The following is a 16,516-nucleotide window of genomic DNA, read 5'->3' on the forward strand; positions in this document are numbered from 1 at the left end:
TTTACTTCCGTTAACCGTCGCCCAATGGGCGCGCTGGTACTCAGAGGCGGAATTCTTCGCCCAGATAAACGCGTTTCACCTGCTCATCGGCCAGAATAGCATCCGGCGTGCCGTGAGCAATCAGTTTGCCCTGGCTGACAATGTAGGCGCGTTCACATACGTCCAGCGTTTCGCGCACGTTGTGGTCGGTGATCAGCACGCCCAGGCCGCTATCACGCAAGTGCTCGATAATCTTTTTAATGTCGATAACGGAGATGGGGTCGACCCCGGCGAAGGGTTCATCCAGCAGGATAAATTTCGGGTTGGCCGCCAGGGCTCGGGCGATCTCCACGCGGCGGCGTTCGCCACCGGACAAGGCCTGGCCCAGGTTGTCGCGCAGATGGGAGATATGGAACTCTTCCATCAACTCTACCGCACGGTCTGCTCGCTGTTCGCTGCTGAGGTCATCACGGATCTCAAGAACGGCCATCAGGTTGTCATACACGCTCAGGCGGCGGAAGATTGACGCTTCTTGCGGCAGATAGCCGATACCACGACGCGCGCGCGCATGCAGTGGCAACAGGCTGATGTCTTCTTCGTCAATCACGATACGCCCGGCATCACGTTGAACGATACCCACCACCATGTAGAAGGTGGTGGTCTTACCGGCACCGTTCGGCCCCAGAAGGCCGACGATTTCGCCGGATTTCACGTTCAGACTGACGTCTTCAACAACTTTGCGGCCCTTGTAGGCTTTCGCCAAGTTTTCTGCGATGAGTGTAGCCATAAGTGATTAGTTACTCTTCTTTTGCCCGTTTTTGTCTTGCAACTGCGACGGTACCAGAACCGTAGTCACGCGTTTGCCTTTATCGCTAAACGCCTGCATTTGCTGCTGTTGCACCAGGTAGGTGATGCGATCGCCTTTTACGTTGCTGTCGAGCTGTTCCAGATAGGCATTCCCGGTCAGGGTCACTAACTGCGAGGCGACATCGTAACGGACCTTTTGGGCATGGCCTTTCACCGGCTTGCCACTGTCTTGCATCTGGTAAAAAGTCACTGGGTTACCAAAGGCTTCAATGTAGGTTTTGTTCTGATCGCCGCCCGGCCGAGTCACCACGACCTTGTCCGCCTTGATATCGATGGTGCCTTGCTTAATCACCACGTTATCAGTAAAGGTGCTGACGTTGCTCTGCATATCCAGTGACTGTTTCAGTGAATCAATGCTCACCGGTTGATTGGAGTCGGACTTCAGCGCCCAAGCGGGGGCGCTGGCGGCCAAAATCAAGCTGCCGATCAACAGATTACGGCGTTGTTTTTTGGTTCTGAATTTCATAGTTGGTCTTAACCTTATCAATCAGCTCAGCGGTTTTGGTCCGCAGGTTCCCACGCATTTTCATGCCGTTAGAGGTGAAGTTCGTCCCGTAGAGTGTCACTTCGTCATCCGAAGACACATCCTGGGTCACCAGGTTCACCTGAGCATTATCTGTTTTAATTTTTTCCAGCTGTGAGGTGGTGGTCAGGCTATTCACCTCGACATGGCCGTAAAGATACAGCATCCGATCTTTAGTCAGTTTGGCGCGATCGGCGCGAACTGACCAGGTAGCCACCGCGTTTTCATCAAACAGCGTCATCACTGGCTGGGTAAACCAGCTTAAATCATCGGCGGTATAATACTTCACATCTTCCGCTACCAGCTTGTAACTCAGCTTGCCGGTCGGATTGTACACTATGGTGACCGTGTGCTGGCTCTGGTAAGTCGGGTCCTGACTGTTCACCGGCCCTGGGACCGCGTCATTATTGAAATCAGCCATGTTCCAGCCAATCAGCGCCAATGCGATCACCGCCAGCAAAAGGGTGATCCAAAGTTTGGTTTTACTCATATCGACAGCCCTTTGGCGTCCTCCAGCTTGTTCTGAGCCAAAAGAATAATGTCGCACAGCTCGCGCACCGCGCCGCGGCCGCCGGCAATGCGGGTAACGTAGTGGGCGCGTGGCAGCAGCAACGGATGTGCATCTGCGACCGCAACGGCCAGGCCAACTTGCGCCATCACCGGCCAGTCGATCAGATCGTCACCAATATAGGCGACCTGATCTGCCGTAAGCGACAGTGTATCCAACAGTTCACGGAAGGCCAAAAGCTTATCGGATTGCCCCTGATAAAGGTGGGTGATACCGAGGGTATTTGCCCGGTCTTCCAGCAGCTTGGCGGAACGACCGGTGATGATCGCCACCTCGATATCTGAGGTTTTCAGGCAGCGGATACCGTAACCGTCACGGACGTTGAATGCTTTTAATTCTTCGCCATTGTTGCCCATGAAAATCAGGCCGTCTGACAGCACGCCATCGACATCACAAATCAGCAGGCGGATTTTCCCGGCACGCGCCATGACATCTTGTTCTACAGGCCCGTAGCAGGTTTCAACCAGACTCATTGAGTTCTCTTCCATAATTAAACGACACCGGCGCGCAGCATGTCATGCATATGTACCACACCCAGCAATTGGTCGCCATCGGCAACCAGCACCGCGGTGATATGACGTTGTTGCATCAGATTTAACGCGTCGACGGCCAACAGGTTTGGGCGTACGCGGATGCCGCCCAGCGTCATGACATCGACAATCCTGGCGTCGTTGAGGTTAATGCCCATATCAAATATCCGGCGCAGGTCACCGTCGGTAAAGATACCGGCGATCTTCATCAGATCGTCACAGATGACCGTCATGCCCAGATTTTTACGGGTGATTTCCAGCAGCGCGTCGCGCAAAGAGGCGTCGGCACTGACATGGGGAATTTCGTCGCCGCTGTGCATAATGTCGCATACACGCAGCAACAGACGACGGCCCAGAGCACCGCCTGGGTGCGAAAGGGCAAAATCTTCCGGTGTGAAACCACGGGCTTTCAGCAGTGCGACGGCCAAGGCGTCACCCATCACCAGCGTCGCCGTGGTGCTGGTGGTAGGAGCCAGACCCAACGGGCAGGCTTCCTGTGGCACCTTGATGCACAGGTGAATATCGGCCGCTTTGCCCATCGAGCTGTCTGGGTTGTTGGTCATGCAGATCAATGGGATTTGCTGGCGCTTCAACACCGGGATCAGCGCCTGGATTTCGTTAGACTCACCCGAGTTTGATATGGCGAGCACGATATCTTGCGTAGTAACCATTCCAAGGTCGCCGTGGCTGGCTTCGGCGGGATGAACAAAGAACGCAGGTGTGCCTGTGCTGGCAAAGGTTGCAGCAATTTTGCAGCCGATATGCCCGGATTTACCCATGCCCATCACGACCACTTTGCCACTGCAACCGGCAATCAGCTCGCAGGCGCGGGTGAAGTCTGCATTGATGTATTGACTGAGCTGAGCCAGCCCGTCACGTTCAATCTGCAGCACTTCTTTGCCTGCCTGCTGGAAATCAAAGCCCGGTTGCAACTGAATGTTTGACATACTCATTCCCGTCGGTTTAGCCGAAAGTACTGAAAGGGTTAAAGAACAGCACCGCAAGATACGCAATAAAACCACATAATAACAGAGCGCCCGCCAGATGGCCGATGCGATGTTTCCGCCCAATGCACAGGGCACTCAGCACAATGCTGACTGCCAGCATCACCCAGTAATCGCGATGGAAGGCGGCAGCGTCGACGTTGCCCGGGGACAGCAGGGCGGGAACCCCCAGTACGATTACGGTATTGAAAATATTGGAGCCGATGATATTACCAATCGCCATATCATCCTCACCCTTTAGTGCCCCGGCAATGGAGGTAGCCAGTTCAGGCAGGCTGGTTCCAATAGCAATAATGGTCAAACCGACAACCAGTTCACTCATACCGAAATAGTGCGCAATCACCGTGGCGTTATCGACCACCATTCTGGAAGACAGTGGCAGAATGATAAACGCCAACACCAACCACAGCACCGCGACGGTATTGCTGCTGTCCTGTGGCAGCTCGGCCATTTGCTCTACGGTCAGGCTGTCATTGCCTTCACGCTGCGCCAGTCGGGCAATTTTTAACATCAATAGAATAAAGACCGCGGCGGCGGCCAACAGCACCACGCCATCCAACCGGCTCAAGGTGCCATCCATCAACACGAAACCGCACAGTACTGTGACCGCCAACATCAGCGGCAGTTCGCGCCGCAACACTTCGGAACGTGCCGCCAGAGGGTGTATCAGCGCGGCGACCCCCAGTATCAGCAAAATATTTGTAATATTGGAACCTAATACGTTCCCAACGGCCATATCTATTTGCCCGTTCAGCGCTGCTGTCGTTGATACGAACAGCTCCGGTAAGGACGTGCCGATACCTACGATGGTCATGCCGATGATCAGCGGCGGCACGCCAAGTGAACGAGAAATGACTGCAGCACCGTAAACTAAGCGGTCTGCGCCATACACCAGTAAAAATAAACCAACGATTAATAACGCTATCGCGAGAAACATGCAGGGTCCTTTGTTGGGTATTATCCCGGTTCGTTGGTTAAAAGCCGTAATTCGGCTATCTTGCTTTGCCCTCCGTTGTGCACGCTAAAGCCGCAGCAACGGGTTTTCCCGGCTAATATATGAACACTTTCGTTTTTTTTCGTTATGGTGCCAATTTTGACCGGGTGGCGCGTAAAAGTAAAATTAGGCTGTGCTTCTCCTTGTGCGTGAGCAGCGCTGGTGGCAATTTGAGTGCGCAGCAAGGCGCGAGACGTGAGATTGGTGAGTCGAGTCAGCGGCTCGGCCTCAGCGCACCATTGGTAACGCAATGCCGGTAAGTTTTTGTAAAGATAAGACGCATTGCGCCCGTTGCTTTAACATCACGGGTAGATTTAGCAAAAATGAGCCGTAAAGGATCAATTAACATGCACCAGAAGGCAGAGAACCTGGTCGAAGTTCGTGACATGAGTTTCTCGCGTGGCGATCGACTGATATTCGAAGATATCAACCTGACGGTTCCCCGTGGCAAGGTGACGGCGATCATGGGGCCGTCCGGCATTGGCAAAACGACGCTTTTGCGTCTGATCGGCGGTCAGTTGACGCCGGACTGTGGCGAGATTTGGTTCGATGGCGACAACATTCCTGCGTTGTCCCGCCATCAACTGTATGATGCGCGCAAGAAAATGAGCATGTTGTTCCAGTCAGGGGCGCTGTTCACCGATTTGACGGTGTTTGAGAACGTGGCTTACCCGCTACGCGAACATAGCCGTTTACCGGAACCTCTCCTGCGCAGCACGGTGATGATGAAGCTGGAAGCGGTTGGATTGCGTGGTGCAGCTGACCTGATGCCCAATGAGTTGTCTGGCGGTATGGCAAGGCGTGCCGCACTGGCGAGGGCTATCGCGCTCGATCCGGAAATGATCATGTTCGATGAGCCTTTTGTCGGCCAGGATCCGATCACCATGGGTGTATTGGTCAAGCTGATCGATGAGCTGAATCACGCGTTGGGTATCACCTGCATCGTGGTTTCGCACGATGTGCCAGAAGTCCTGAGCATCGCCGACTACGCGTACATTGTTGCCGAGCATCGGGTGATAGCCGAAGGCACGGCGCAAGAATTACAGAACAATCCTGATGCGCGCGTGCGCCAGTTCCTGGATGGTATTGCCGATGGGCCAGTACCCTTCCGTTATCCGGCCGGCGACTATCAGGCCGAGCTGTTAGGTTTAGGGAGTAAATAAGCTGATGTTATTACAGGCGTTAGCGTCGTTAGGACGCCGTGGCATCAACACCAGCGCCAGCTTTGGGCGTGCAGGGTTGATGCTGTGGGGCGCGCTGGTCGGGCGGCCTGAGCCGCGCAAACAGTGGCCGCTGTTGCTCAAGCAGATGCACAGCGTTGGCGTACAGTCACTGTTGATCATCATGGTTTCCGGGTTGTTTATCGGCATGGTGCTGGGGCTGCAGGGCTATATTGTGCTCACCACCTACAGCGCCGAGGCCAGTCTGGGCATGATGGTGGCGCTGTCATTGTTGCGCGAGTTGGGGCCCGTGGTGACCGCACTGCTGTTTGCCGGCCGCGCCGGTTCTGCGTTGACGGCCGAAATTGGCCTGATGAAGGCAACAGAACAAATCTCCAGCCTGGAAATGATGGCGGTTGATCCGTTACGGCGTATTGTTGCACCACGCTTTTGGGCTGGATTGATCAGCATGCCGCTATTGACGCTTATCTTTGTCGCGATTGGCATCTGGGGCGGTTCGGTGGTTGGCGTAGACTGGAAAGGCATTGACAGTGGCTTCTTCTGGTCAGCAATGCAGGGCGCCGTGGAGTGGAAAAAAGACTTACTCAACTGCCTGATAAAGAGCGTGATATTTGCCATCACCGTGACCTGGATTGCCATTTTCAACGGGTATGATGCGGTACCGACCTCTGAAGGGATTAGCCGGGCAACGACCCGTACCGTGGTACATTCGTCACTGGCGGTGTTGGGATTGGATTTCGTGCTGACAGCACTGATGTTTGGGAATTGATTCGATGCAAACGAAGAAGAGTGAAATCTGGGTTGGGGCATTTATGCTGATTGCGCTGTGCGCCATCGTATTCTTGTGCCTGCAAGTGGCGAACATTAAGTCGATCGGTAACGAGCCGACATACCGTATTTACGCGACCTTCGATAACATCGGCGGTTTGAAAGCACGTTCACCGGTGAAAATCGGTGGTGTGGTTATCGGGCGTGTGGCTGATATCTCCCTTGATCCAAAAACATATACACCGCGTGTCGCCCTGGATATCCAGGATAAATTCGACCAGATCCCGGATACCAGTTCATTGGCGATCCGTACTTCCGGCCTGCTGGGAGAGCAATATCTGGCGCTGAACGTCGGTTTTGAAGATCCGGATATGGGGACTGCCATTTTGAAAGACGGCGGCACTATTCAGGACACCAAATCAGCCATGGTTCTGGAAGATTTGATCGGCCAGTTCTTGTATAAGAGCGGCGGTCAGGATAACGCAGATAAAGCGGGAGACGCGGCTTCTGCACCGGCTGCCGGTGCTGCGCCGCAATCTGCTGCCCACATTCATTAAGAGAGGAAGCCTGCATGTTTAAACGTTTACTTATGGTTGCGCTGCTGGTGGTTGCGCCGCTGGCGAATGCGGTCGATCAAACCAATCCTTACAGCCTGATGCAAGATGCGGCTCAAAAGACCTTCAACCGTCTGAAAACAGAGCAGCCAAAAATCAAGCAAGACCCTAACTACCTGCGTAGCGTCGTGCACCAGGAGTTGATGCCGTTTGTACAGGTCAAATACGCTGGCGCACTGGTGCTGGGACGTTATTACAAAGAAGCGACACCGGCACAGCGTGAAGCCTACTTCACCGCATTCCAGGCTTATCTGGAACAAGCTTACGGCCAGGCGCTGGCAATGTACCACGGCCAGACATATCAGATTGAACCTGAACAGCCGCTCGGCACTGCCGATATCGTGGCCATCCGCGTAACCATCATTGATCAAGGTGGTCGTCCGCCGGTGCGTCTGGATTTCCAGTGGCGTAAAAACAGCAAAACCGGTTATTGGCAGGCGTATGACATGATTGCCGAAGGCGTCAGCATGATCACCACTAAACAGAACGAGTGGGCATCTACGTTACGTACCCAAGGTATTGATGGCCTGACGAAACAGCTGCAGGCAGCGGCGCAGCGTCCAATCACGCTGGATCAGAAAAACTGATGTCCGCAGCACTCAGCTTTGAATCGCAACAACAAACCCTGATCCTACGTGGTGAACTGGATCGGGAAACGCTGTTGCCGCTGTGGGAACAGCGGGAAACGTTGCTGGCGGATAAAACCGTCCTCGACGTTACGCAACTGCAGCGCGTGGACTCTTCCGGGTTGGCACTGCTGGTGCATCTGCGCGAACAGCAGCGTCAGCGTGGTGTGGAATTAAAAATTTCTGGTGCCAGCGATCGTTTGAAAACGCTGATCGCGCTGTACAACCTGCAAGCAATAATGCCTGTCGATACCGCTGGTTAGCCCTATTTTAGGCTGTCTAAAGACGGTTATCTTTCAAAAAGCCCCTGTCATGCAGGGGCTTTTTCTTTAGTTTAAGAAAACGTCGTATTCCACTAAGATGTCAGGCTGATTATGATCCTTTTGATGCAGAACTGGATACTATGGAAAATAACGAGATAAAAGACGTGTTGATGCGAGCATTGGCACTGGATGAAGCACATGTTACCGGCGACGGCAGCCATTTTCAGGTGATCGTGGTCGGCGAGTTATTTGCTGCTATGAGCCGCGTTAAGAAACAGCAGGCGGTCTATGCGCCTCTGATGGAATACATTGCGGACAACCGTATTCATGCTTTGTCGATCAAGGCATACACCCCTGAAGAGTGGCAGCGAGACCGCAAACTCAACGGATTTTAAGGCTGTTTGCCCAGCAGGGCGGGCAGCGTCAGTTTAGATAATAGAGAGTAGTCAAATGGATAAATTTCGTGTGCAGGGCCGGACCCGCCTCAGCGGTGAAGTTGCTATTTCCGGGGCTAAAAACGCCGCCCTGCCGATCTTGTTCGCCGCACTGTTAGCGGAAGAACCGGTCGAGCTGCAGAATGTCCCGAAGCTGAAGGACATCGATACCACCATTAAGCTACTCAGCCAGTTAGGCACCAAGATTGAGCGCAACGGTTCCGTGTTTGTTGACGCCAGCGGCGTGGACGAATTTTGTGCGCCGTACGATTTGGTGAAAACCATGCGCGCTTCCATTTGGGCGCTGGGGCCATTGGTTGCTCGTTTTGGTCGTGGTCAGGTTTCACTGCCGGGTGGTTGTGCGATCGGTGCACGTCCGGTTGACCTGCATATCACCGGCCTGGAACAGCTAGGTGCAGAGATCAAACTGGAAGAAGGCTATGTTAAAGCTTCCGTCGATGGCCGTCTGAAGGGCGCACACATCGTGATGGACAAGGTGAGCGTCGGCGCTACCGTGACCATCATGAGTGCAGCCACTCTGGCGACGGGCACCACCGTGATTGAAAACGCCGCACGTGAGCCGGAAATTGTTGATACTGCCAACTTCCTCAACACGCTGGGTGCGAAAATTACCGGCGCGGGCAGTGACCGCATCACCATCGAAGGTGTTGAGCGCCTGGGTGGCGGTGTTTATCGCGTTCTGCCTGACCGTATTGAGACCGGTACCTTCCTGATTGCCGCGGCAGTTTCTGGCGGTAAAGTGCTGTGCCGCGACACCCGTCCAGATACATTGGATGCCGTGTTAGCCAAACTGCGTGAAGCCGGTGCAGATATTGAAGTGGGTGAGGACTGGATCAGCCTGGACATGCATGGCAAACGCCCGAAAGCGGTCACCGTGCGTACCGCGCCGCATCCGGGCTTCCCGACCGACATGCAGGCCCAGTTCAGCTTGCTGAACCTGGTCGCGGAAGGAACCGGTGTGATCACCGAAACCATCTTTGAAAACCGTTTCATGCACGTGCCTGAATTGATCCGTATGGGTGCACACGCAGAGATCGAGAGCAACACGGTGATTTGTCATGGCGTTGAGCAACTGTCAGGCGCTCAAGTGATGGCAACCGATCTGCGTGCTTCTGCTAGCCTGGTGTTGGCCGGTTGCATCGCCGACGGCGTGACCGTTGTCGATCGTATCTATCACATTGACCGTGGTTATGAGCGTATTGAAGACAAGCTGCGTGCGCTGGGTGCCAATATCGAGCGTGTGAAAGGCGAGTAATTCGTTAAACGCCGGGGCGTTGCCTCCGGCGGAAATGCAGTATGGGGGCTCGGCATTGCCGGGCCCTTTTTAATTGCTGTCTTCCGGGAACTCACCGACCGTCATCTTCAGCGTGATACGTTTTCCTTCTCGCAGCACGACTACCGGAATCTCAGTCCCTGGGCGGATTTCTGCCACTTGGTCCATGGTTTCCAGCACCGAGATTGCTGGCTTGTTATCCACATTGATAATGACGTCGTTGATATGGAAACCCGCATTGCCTGCGGGGCCGTTCGGCGTAATTTCTGTCACGATAATGCCCTGCAGGCGATCAATGCCAGAATTGGACGAACGCAGGGGAATAATCTCTTTACCCTGAATACCAAAATAGCCACGGATGACGCGACCGTCGCGGATCAGTTTATCCATGATTTTGGTCGCCAGTTCGATAGGAATAGCGAACCCTAAACCTTCCGGGGTTTCACCGTCGGTGATTTTGTCGTAGGTCAGCGTGTTTATACCGATGAGTTCACCCAGTGAGTTGACCAGTGCCCCCCCTGAGTTGCCACGGTTAATCGAAGCATCCGTCTGCAAAAAGGTCTGGCGGCCGGTTGTGCTCATACTGATACGCCCGGTGGCGCTAAGGATCCCCTGGGTAACGGTCTGACCGAGATTATAAGGGTTGCCGATCGCCAAGACGACGTCACCGACGTGTGCCGTGCGGGCGTTATTAAATGGGATTACCGGGAGATTGCCTGGGTCTATTTTCAGTACCGCCAGATCGGTCAGACTGTCAGAGCCGACCAGCAGCGCTTCATAGCGGCGGCCATCCTGGAGTACTACCGTAATTTGCTGTGCATCTTTAATCACGTGGCGATTCGTCAGGATATAACCGCGATCGTTCATGATCACGCCAGAACCTAGCGACAGCACGTTGGCGGCGCCACTCATATTACGGTTATAGATATTCACTACGGCAGGCGCGGCACGGCGTACCGCCTTGTTGTAGCTAACCGGCGTTTCATCACGGGTATTGTCATGTTTTTCTGCGAACAGAGTATTGGAAGAACGTAGCGCAGGCAGAGCAACCAGCAACAAACCGGCAACGATTAGACCAATAACGACGGAGCGCAAGAGCTTAGCAAACATGGAGTTTTAGTACGTGAGATGAAAGATACACGGAGGATAACATGAGAATACCGGGCGCAGTATGTCACTGAGCCCGGTTTTTAAACAAATTACTGATTAACGCAGCAGCAAATAAAGGGTTTCACCGCCACGTACGATGTTCAGCGCCATCACCGGCGGTTTGGCTTCGAGGACCTTACGCAGCGCCGTGATGTTCTCAATGCGCTGGCGGTTGACGCCAATGATCACATCGTCTTTTTGTAGACCAATCTGCGCGGCCGCAGAGCCTTTATCTACCCGGTCGATCTTCACGCCCTTATCGCCGCCAGGAAGGGCACTGTTGCTGAGTGAAACCCCCTGCAAGGCCGGTGACAGCGTTTCGGCATTGGTGGAAGCACTTTCGCTGTTATCCAGCGTAACGGAAACTTCCTGCGGCTTGCCGTCACGCAGCAATCCAACCTTGATGGTTTTGCCCGGTGCGGTAGTCCCTACTTTGGCACGCAGCTCGGCGAAGCTGCTGACCGGTTTGCCGTCAACAGAAACCAGAATGTCGCCGGCTTTGATCCCCGCTTTGGCGGCGGCTGATTTCGGGAGCACTTCACTGACGAAGGCACCGCGCTGGGCATCGGTATTAAATGCTTTGGCCATATCGGCCGTCATTTCACTGCCTTTAATGCCCAGCAAGCCGCGTTTCACTTCACCAAACTCGATCAACTGCTGGCTGAGGTTTTGCGCCATGTTGCTCGGAATGGCGAAGCCGATGCCGACGTTACCGCCGCTGGGTGCCAAAATGGCGGTATTGATACCGATCAGCTCGCCATTGAGGTTAACTAATGCGCCGCCTGAGTTACCACGGTTGATGGAGGCATCGGTCTGGATGAAGTTCTCCAGCCCTTCCAGGTTCAGGCCGCTACGACCCAACGCAGAAATAATACCGGAAGTGGCGGTTTGGCCGAGGCCGAATGGGTTACCGACGGCCACAGCGAAATCGCCGACCCGCAGTTGATCTGAGTCCGCTATTTTAATCGCAGTCAGGTTTTTCACGTCGCTCAGTTGCAGTAAGGCGATATCGGACTGTTCGTCACGACCAACCAGCTTGGCGTCCACTTCACGGCCATCATTCAACTGCACGCTGATTTTGTCGGCGTTGTTGATCACGTGGTTGTTGGTCAGCACATAGCCCTTGGCGGCATCGATAATGACGCCAGACCCTAGCCCTTCAAATGGACGTGAGCTTTGTTGCTGTCCAGGACCGCCTGGGCCGAAGAAGCGTTTAAACTCCTCCGGTACTTGTTGGCGCTGCACCTGAGTCCCTTCAACATGCACGCTGACTACTGCAGGCAAAACTTTTTCCAGCATCGGCGCCAGGCTTGGCAGCGGCTGCCCCTGAACGGCGACGGGCATCGCCGCGGTGGCTGCCGGTACGGAGGTCAGTGTGAGGCCAATGCTCATTGCCAATGCACTAAGAATTAACGACTTTTTCTTCATTGATAATAACTCTCTCAATACCTGCCGGTGAAATAGTGATGATAAAGCCGCAGCAATACCATAGTGAAGGGTAAGACCGTGAATTTGCGTGAAAAGTTCACTCTGTCGCCAGCGTTAAGGATAGTTCAGAGTGGGATAAGCAGTAGGAGAAGGGTAAAAACCCGTGGGGTTGGCCCACGGGTCAAGAAAAGCGTTTAGTCGCGACGTGGACGTTCGCCACGCAACAGGCCAGATGCGCCTTCAGAGTAGTCACGCGGCATTTCTACCGGCGCCTGATCGTTGTCCGCTTCGGCTTCGGTCAGGCGATAGCGGAACGGGTTTTCCTGCATCGGCAGGTCTGGCAGCAGGTTGTTAGAGCTTTTCGCCATATGTTGGTACAGCTGACGATAGTCACGTGCCATATTGTCCAGCAGCTCAGCGCTGCGGGCAAAATGGCCGACCAGCTCCTGACGATATTCTTCCAGCTCGGTTTTGCTTTTGTCCAACTCGTTCTGCAAAACTTGTTGTTGGCGTAATTTACGGTTACCAAAACGCATCGCTACCGCACCAATGGCGATACCGACCACCAAACCAATCAGCGCATACTCCCAGGTCATGATGACTCCTATTTTGACTTCGTTGTTCCGCAGGGATTTTTCACTTAATAATATCCACTATAACCGTTAACCTTGTCCGAGTGGAATCCTGATGAGCTTTTACCTAATGTTTACAGGGTTTTTCAGCATTGCCCGGAGTAGGTATTTGTGGCGATAACGGTGCGAAGCAGCATCAACTTGCCGCCAAAATTGGCTAAATAATTTATTATGCCCAATAGGTTTCAAGCTACGACAAGGCAGCAACCGTGCGGATTTCCAACGTTTAGCTTTCTAAGCTGTTGAGATAAGAAAGAAGGTAACGCTGCGGCAGCTTGAAGATGAAGGGGATAGCGTTCTTAGGGAACATCGAACAGATGCAGGCACAATCACCGCTATCTCGCTACCAGCAGGCGCTGGACGCGGGGGAATACCAGGCCGATACGGTTCAACGTCAGGCCGTGACTCAACTGGATCACATCTATCAGGCACTGCAGCAGACACCCACTGTCAGTGCGCCAACCGGTGGGTTGCGAGGCAAGCTCAGTCGTTTGCTGGGCAAGAGTAACGAAGTGGCAAAGCAGCGTCCGGTACAGGGTCTATATATGTGGGGCGGTGTTGGGCGCGGCAAAACCTGGTTGATGGATATGTTTTTCCACAGCCTGCCGGGGGATCGCAAGCTGCGGCTGCATTTCCATCGCTTTATGCTGCGCGTGCACGAAGAGCTGACGGAGCTGCAAGGGCAGGAAAACCCGCTTGAAATTATTGCCGATGGTTTCAAGGCGCAGACCGATGTGCTGTGTTTCGACGAATTCTTTGTCTCCGACATCACGGATGCCATGCTGCTGGCAACGCTGTTGCAGGCGTTGTTTGCCCGTGGTATCACGCTGGTGGCCACCTCCAATATTCCGCCGAACGATCTGTATCGCAATGGCTTGCAGCGTGCACGCTTCCTGCCGGCAATAGATCTGATTAATGAATATTGTGATGTTATGAACGTCGATGCGGGTATTGACTACCGCCTGCGCACGTTGACACAGGCGCATCTTTACCTGACGCCGCTTGATGAGCAGACTCGGCAGACCATGGACCGGATGTTTGTGAAGTTAGCGGGCAAAGACGGTGAGTTTGCTCCGGTCTTGCAGATCAATCACCGGCCGTTGCAAGCGATCCGTGCAGTAGATGGCGTGCTGGCGGTGGATTTCCACACCCTGTGTGAGGATGCGCGCAGCCAGTTAGACTACATTGCGTTATCGCGCCTGTATCACAGCGTCATCCTGTATAATGTGCGGGTGATGGGGCCGCTGAAGGAAAATACCGCGCGTCGTTTTCTGGCATTGGTGGACGAATTTTACGAACGGCACGTTAAGCTGGTTATTTCGGCCGAAACCTCGATGTTTGAAATCTACCAGGGCGAGCGGCTGAAGTTTGAATACCAGCGTTGCTTGTCGCGCCTGCAAGAGATGCAGAGTGAGGAGTATTTGAAACTGCCGCATCTGCCATAAGGTTCGCGGGGATTCAGTCATGGGAGTCCCCGGTTTTCCTCTGCTAGCGATAAATTGTATTTCCATTCAAAAAGCGTTCGATCTTTGTGAGCGACTTCTCTATAATCTTGCGACCCCACGTTACAACAAAGTTTTTTTTCCCAAAAACTTTATAGTGCCGGCAATGGCTATTCGAAGGGGTAGGTTTGCTGGACTTGTATGGTCGTGTGAGCCTCAACTGTTTTCGAGCGTTTGGGTGTTCACCAACGTGTAACTAATTATTGGGTAAGCTTTCTAATGAAAACTTTTACAGCTAAACCAGAGAGCGTTCAACGCGACTGGTACGTTGTTGATGCAGATGGTAAAACTTTAGGCCGTCTCGCTACTGAACTGGCTCGTCGTCTGCGCGGCAAGCATAAAGCGGAATACACCCCGCACGTTGATACCGGTGACTACATCATCGTTCTGAACGCAGAAAAAGTTGCTGTAACCGGCAACAAGCGTACAGACAAGGTGTATTACCGCCACACTGGCCACATCGGTGGTATCAAGCAAGCGACCTTTGAAGAGATGATTGCCCGCAGTCCTGAGCGCGTGATTGAAATCGCGGTTAAAGGCATGCTGCCAAAGGGTCCGTTGGGTCGTGCGATGTTCCGTAAACTGAAAGTTTACGCGGGCAACGAGCACACTCATGCGGCACAGCAACCGCAAGTTCTTGACATCTAATCGGGATTATAGGCAATGGCTGAAAATCAATACTACGGCACTGGTCGCCGCAAAAGCTCCGCCGCTCGCGTTTTTATCAAGCCGGGCAGTGGTAACATCGTAATTAACCAGCGCAGCCTGGAACAGTACTTCGGTCGCGAAACTGCCCGCATGGTAGTTCGTCAACCGTTGGAACTGACCGACATGGTTGGTAAATTTGACCTGTACATCACCGTTAAAGGTGGTGGTATCTCTGGTCAAGCTGGCGCTATCCGTCACGGTATCACCCGTGCACTGATGGAGTACGACGAGACTCTGCGTGCAGAATTGCGTAAAGCTGGCTTCGTTACTCGTGACGCCCGTCAGGTTGAACGTAAGAAAGTCGGCCTGCGTAAAGCACGTCGTCGTCCGCAGTTCTCCAAGCGTTAATTTTTTACTGCCTTGGCAGTGGAATTTACGCAAAAAACCCGGTGCTTCACCGGGTTTTTTTATGCCTGAAAATCAAGTTGTCGTTACTAAAATCTTTGGTATATCAGACAATTCAATACGAATTAGCCGTACAGCCCCCACAAAACAAGCAAAATCTGGTAAACTATCACCCACTTTTGCGCCTGTTCGCCATGCAGCAGTTATCAGTTTACTTCCAAGGCCGGTTTTTAGACCTCGGGTTTAGCTGCGCGTTGCTGGCCTGCGGTCAAGATCATTCAGGATAGCAGCCTGGTATACCCGATATATTTCGTGGTGCAGCAAGGCGGTAACCGGACTCGTCCCTGGAACTTAGTGCGCTAAGTCATTGGGGTGAGACAGGTAAATCCGCGCTGTTGTGGTATGAAAAATGAAGGGAAGTTGGCTATTCGCAGTATTTTCTAGATAACTTGGAGGTTTTCATGGCTGTCGCTGCCAACAAACGTTCGGTAATGACGCTGTTCTCTGGCCCGACCGACATTTTTAGCCATCAAGTACGTATCGTACTGGCGGAGAAAGGTGTCAGCGTTGAGATTGAGCAGGTTGAGTTGGATAACCTGCCGCAGGACCTGATTGACCTCAACCCGTACCAGACGGTGCCTACGCTGGTCGATCGCGAGCTGACCTTGTATGAATCCCGTATCATCATGGAATACCTTGATGAGCGTTTCCCGCATCCACCATTGATGCCGGTTTATCCGGTTGCCCGTGGTGAGAGCCGCCTGATGATGCTGCGTATCGAGAAAAACTGGTATTCGCTGATGTACAAAATCGAGCAGAGCAACGGTCAGGAAGCTGAATCAGCTCGCCGCCAGCTGCGCGAAGAATTACTGGCGATTGCCCCTATCTTTGGCCAGACCCCGTATTTCATGAGCGAAGAGTTCAGCCTGGTGGATTGCTACCTGGCACCGCTGTTATGGCGTTTGCCGCAGCTGGGCATCGATCTGATCGGCGCGGGTTCCAAAGAGCTGAAAGGTTACATGACCCGTGTATTCGAGCGTGATGCCTTCCTGGCCTCTCTGACCGAAGCGGAGCGCGAAATGCGCCTGCAGACTCGGGGCTAAGCAT

At 53.5% G+C, this 16,516-nt stretch carries 20 protein-coding genes; 11 read left to right on the forward strand and 9 right to left on the reverse strand.

The features are described 5' to 3' along the window. Positions 1-40: 40 nt before the first annotated feature. The 6 genes from lptB to JOE25_RS17035 are packed head-to-tail and all read right to left on the reverse strand — an operon-like array spanning position 41 to position 4,408. Positions 41-766 carry an LPS export ABC transporter ATP-binding protein gene (lptB, locus tag JOE25_RS17010; protein ID WP_037416315.1) on the reverse strand — a complete coding sequence of 242 codons (726 nt, stop codon included), beginning with the start codon at positions 764-766 and terminating at the stop codon, positions 41-43. Positions 767-772: 6 nt separating this feature from the next. Next, positions 773-1,312, reverse strand: coding sequence for a lipopolysaccharide ABC transporter substrate-binding protein LptA (lptA, locus tag JOE25_RS17015; RefSeq protein ID WP_006317105.1), 540 nt, complete (start codon positions 1,310-1,312; stop codon positions 773-775). After that, a complete protein-coding gene (gene lptC, locus JOE25_RS17020; RefSeq protein WP_209637143.1) occupies positions 1,281-1,859 on the reverse strand; it encodes an LPS export ABC transporter periplasmic protein LptC in 579 nt (192 codons plus the stop codon). The genes lptA and lptC overlap by 32 nt, the downstream gene beginning before the upstream one ends. After that, the gene (kdsC, locus tag JOE25_RS17025; protein WP_209637145.1) at positions 1,856-2,410 is read right to left on the reverse strand and encodes a 3-deoxy-manno-octulosonate-8-phosphatase KdsC; all 555 of its coding nucleotides are present in this window, start codon (positions 2,408-2,410) and stop codon (positions 1,856-1,858) included. Before kdsC ends, lptC begins: the two co-directional genes overlap by 4 nt. Positions 2,411-2,427: 17 nt before the next feature. Then, entirely contained in the window at positions 2,428-3,414 is a 987-nt protein-coding gene (gene kdsD, locus JOE25_RS17030) for an arabinose-5-phosphate isomerase KdsD (RefSeq protein ID WP_209637147.1), read from the reverse strand. A gap of 16 nt (positions 3,415-3,430) precedes the next feature. Next, on the reverse strand, positions 3,431-4,408 hold the full coding sequence (locus tag JOE25_RS17035; RefSeq protein ID WP_209637150.1) for a calcium/sodium antiporter: 978 nt from the start codon (positions 4,406-4,408) through the stop codon (positions 3,431-3,433). A 404-nt stretch (positions 4,409-4,812) separates the two neighbouring features. Between JOE25_RS17035 and mlaF the strand changes: the two genes are divergently transcribed. The 7 genes from mlaF to murA all read left to right on the forward strand — a co-directional run bounded on the left by mlaF (position 4,813) and on the right by murA (position 9,627). Continuing rightward, complete coding sequence (mlaF, locus tag JOE25_RS17040; protein ID WP_209637152.1) at positions 4,813-5,628, forward strand: phospholipid ABC transporter ATP-binding protein MlaF; 816 nt, start codon at positions 4,813-4,815, stop codon at positions 5,626-5,628. Positions 5,629-5,632: 4 nt separating this feature from the next. Then, positions 5,633-6,415, forward strand: coding sequence for a lipid asymmetry maintenance ABC transporter permease subunit MlaE (mlaE, locus tag JOE25_RS17045; protein ID WP_209637154.1), 783 nt, complete (start codon positions 5,633-5,635; stop codon positions 6,413-6,415). 4 nt (positions 6,416-6,419) lie between these two features. After that, positions 6,420-6,971, forward strand: coding sequence for an outer membrane lipid asymmetry maintenance protein MlaD (gene mlaD, locus JOE25_RS17050; RefSeq protein ID WP_209637157.1), 552 nt, complete (start codon positions 6,420-6,422; stop codon positions 6,969-6,971). A gap of 14 nt (positions 6,972-6,985) precedes the next feature. Next, a complete protein-coding gene (gene mlaC, locus JOE25_RS17055) occupies positions 6,986-7,615 on the forward strand; it encodes a phospholipid-binding protein MlaC (protein WP_209637159.1) in 630 nt (209 codons plus the stop codon). Further along, positions 7,615-7,917: a lipid asymmetry maintenance protein MlaB gene (mlaB, locus tag JOE25_RS17060; RefSeq protein ID WP_037416347.1), complete on the forward strand. Its 303-nt coding sequence runs from the start codon at positions 7,615-7,617 to the stop codon at positions 7,915-7,917. Before mlaC ends, mlaB begins: the two co-directional genes overlap by 1 nt. Before the next feature lie 140 nt (positions 7,918-8,057). Next, positions 8,058-8,312 carry a BolA family iron metabolism protein IbaG gene (ibaG, locus tag JOE25_RS17065; RefSeq protein WP_017894138.1) on the forward strand — a complete coding sequence of 85 codons (255 nt, stop codon included), beginning with the start codon at positions 8,058-8,060 and terminating at the stop codon, positions 8,310-8,312. Positions 8,313-8,367: 55 nt separating this feature from the next. Then, positions 8,368-9,627: a UDP-N-acetylglucosamine 1-carboxyvinyltransferase gene (murA, locus tag JOE25_RS17070; RefSeq protein WP_209637162.1), complete on the forward strand. Its 1,260-nt coding sequence runs from the start codon at positions 8,368-8,370 to the stop codon at positions 9,625-9,627. Between the two features lie 69 nt (positions 9,628-9,696). Here murA and degS read toward each other — a convergent pair whose 3' ends face one another. From degS to zapG, 3 genes are all read right to left on the reverse strand, one after another. Further along, positions 9,697-10,755: an outer membrane-stress sensor serine endopeptidase DegS gene (gene degS / locus JOE25_RS17075; RefSeq protein WP_061807832.1), complete on the reverse strand. Its 1,059-nt coding sequence runs from the start codon at positions 10,753-10,755 to the stop codon at positions 9,697-9,699. Positions 10,756-10,851: 96 nt separating this feature from the next. Beyond that, positions 10,852-12,222 carry a serine endoprotease DegQ gene (gene degQ / locus JOE25_RS17080; RefSeq protein ID WP_209637164.1) on the reverse strand — a complete coding sequence of 457 codons (1,371 nt, stop codon included), beginning with the start codon at positions 12,220-12,222 and terminating at the stop codon, positions 10,852-10,854. Between the two features lie 194 nt (positions 12,223-12,416). Then, positions 12,417-12,818, reverse strand: a complete 402-nt coding sequence (gene zapG, locus JOE25_RS17085) for a Z-ring associated protein ZapG (RefSeq protein ID WP_006317094.1) — start codon at positions 12,816-12,818, stop codon at positions 12,417-12,419. Between the two features lie 353 nt (positions 12,819-13,171). Between zapG and zapE the strand changes: the two genes are divergently transcribed. The 4 genes from zapE to sspA all read left to right on the forward strand — a co-directional run bounded on the left by zapE (position 13,172) and on the right by sspA (position 16,512). Further along, positions 13,172-14,299: a cell division protein ZapE gene (gene zapE / locus JOE25_RS17090; RefSeq protein ID WP_209637625.1), complete on the forward strand. Its 1,128-nt coding sequence runs from the start codon at positions 13,172-13,174 to the stop codon at positions 14,297-14,299. Between the two features lie 276 nt (positions 14,300-14,575). Next, the gene (gene rplM / locus JOE25_RS17095; protein WP_209637165.1) at positions 14,576-15,004 is read left to right on the forward strand and encodes a 50S ribosomal protein L13; all 429 of its coding nucleotides are present in this window, start codon (positions 14,576-14,578) and stop codon (positions 15,002-15,004) included. A 15-nt stretch (positions 15,005-15,019) separates the two neighbouring features. Beyond that, a complete protein-coding gene (rpsI, locus tag JOE25_RS17100) occupies positions 15,020-15,412 on the forward strand; it encodes a 30S ribosomal protein S9 (protein ID WP_020831838.1) in 393 nt (130 codons plus the stop codon). A 458-nt stretch (positions 15,413-15,870) separates the two neighbouring features. Further along, positions 15,871-16,512, forward strand: coding sequence for a stringent starvation protein SspA (gene sspA / locus JOE25_RS17105; protein ID WP_037416363.1), 642 nt, complete (start codon positions 15,871-15,873; stop codon positions 16,510-16,512). Positions 16,513-16,516: the final 4 nt, after the last annotated feature.

The sequence above is a fragment of the Serratia sp. PL17 genome, assembly GCF_017832355.1.
GTDB lineage: Bacteria > Pseudomonadota > Gammaproteobacteria > Enterobacterales > Enterobacteriaceae > Serratia.

Coding starts and splice junctions, on each gene's coding strand:
- lptB (WP_037416315.1), bottom strand. CDS start 766: ATGGCTACACTCATCGCAGAAAACTTGGCGAAAGCCTACAAGGGCCGC.
- lptA (WP_006317105.1), bottom strand. CDS start 1,312: ATGAAATTCAGAACCAAAAAACAACGCCGTAATCTGTTGATCGGCAGC.
- lptC (WP_209637143.1), bottom strand. CDS start 1,859: ATGAGTAAAACCAAACTTTGGATCACCCTTTTGCTGGCGGTGATCGCA.
- kdsC (WP_209637145.1), bottom strand. CDS start 2,410: ATGAGTCTGGTTGAAACCTGCTACGGGCCTGTAGAACAAGATGTCATG.
- kdsD (WP_209637147.1), bottom strand. CDS start 3,414: ATGTCAAACATTCAGTTGCAACCGGGCTTTGATTTCCAGCAGGCAGGC.
- JOE25_RS17035 (WP_209637150.1), bottom strand. CDS start 4,408: ATGTTTCTCGCGATAGCGTTATTAATCGTTGGTTTATTTTTACTGGTG.
- mlaF (WP_209637152.1), top strand. CDS start 4,813: ATGCACCAGAAGGCAGAGAACCTGGTCGAAGTTCGTGACATGAGTTTC.
- mlaE (WP_209637154.1), top strand. CDS start 5,633: ATGTTATTACAGGCGTTAGCGTCGTTAGGACGCCGTGGCATCAACACC.
- mlaD (WP_209637157.1), top strand. CDS start 6,420: ATGCAAACGAAGAAGAGTGAAATCTGGGTTGGGGCATTTATGCTGATT.
- mlaC (WP_209637159.1), top strand. CDS start 6,986: ATGTTTAAACGTTTACTTATGGTTGCGCTGCTGGTGGTTGCGCCGCTG.
- mlaB (WP_037416347.1), top strand. CDS start 7,615: ATGTCCGCAGCACTCAGCTTTGAATCGCAACAACAAACCCTGATCCTA.
- ibaG (WP_017894138.1), top strand. CDS start 8,058: ATGGAAAATAACGAGATAAAAGACGTGTTGATGCGAGCATTGGCACTG.
- murA (WP_209637162.1), top strand. CDS start 8,368: ATGGATAAATTTCGTGTGCAGGGCCGGACCCGCCTCAGCGGTGAAGTT.
- degS (WP_061807832.1), bottom strand. CDS start 10,755: ATGTTTGCTAAGCTCTTGCGCTCCGTCGTTATTGGTCTAATCGTTGCC.
- degQ (WP_209637164.1), bottom strand. CDS start 12,222: ATGAAGAAAAAGTCGTTAATTCTTAGTGCATTGGCAATGAGCATTGGC.
- zapG (WP_006317094.1), bottom strand. CDS start 12,818: ATGACCTGGGAGTATGCGCTGATTGGTTTGGTGGTCGGTATCGCCATT.
- zapE (WP_209637625.1), top strand. CDS start 13,172: ATGCAGGCACAATCACCGCTATCTCGCTACCAGCAGGCGCTGGACGCG.
- rplM (WP_209637165.1), top strand. CDS start 14,576: ATGAAAACTTTTACAGCTAAACCAGAGAGCGTTCAACGCGACTGGTAC.
- rpsI (WP_020831838.1), top strand. CDS start 15,020: ATGGCTGAAAATCAATACTACGGCACTGGTCGCCGCAAAAGCTCCGCC.
- sspA (WP_037416363.1), top strand. CDS start 15,871: ATGGCTGTCGCTGCCAACAAACGTTCGGTAATGACGCTGTTCTCTGGC.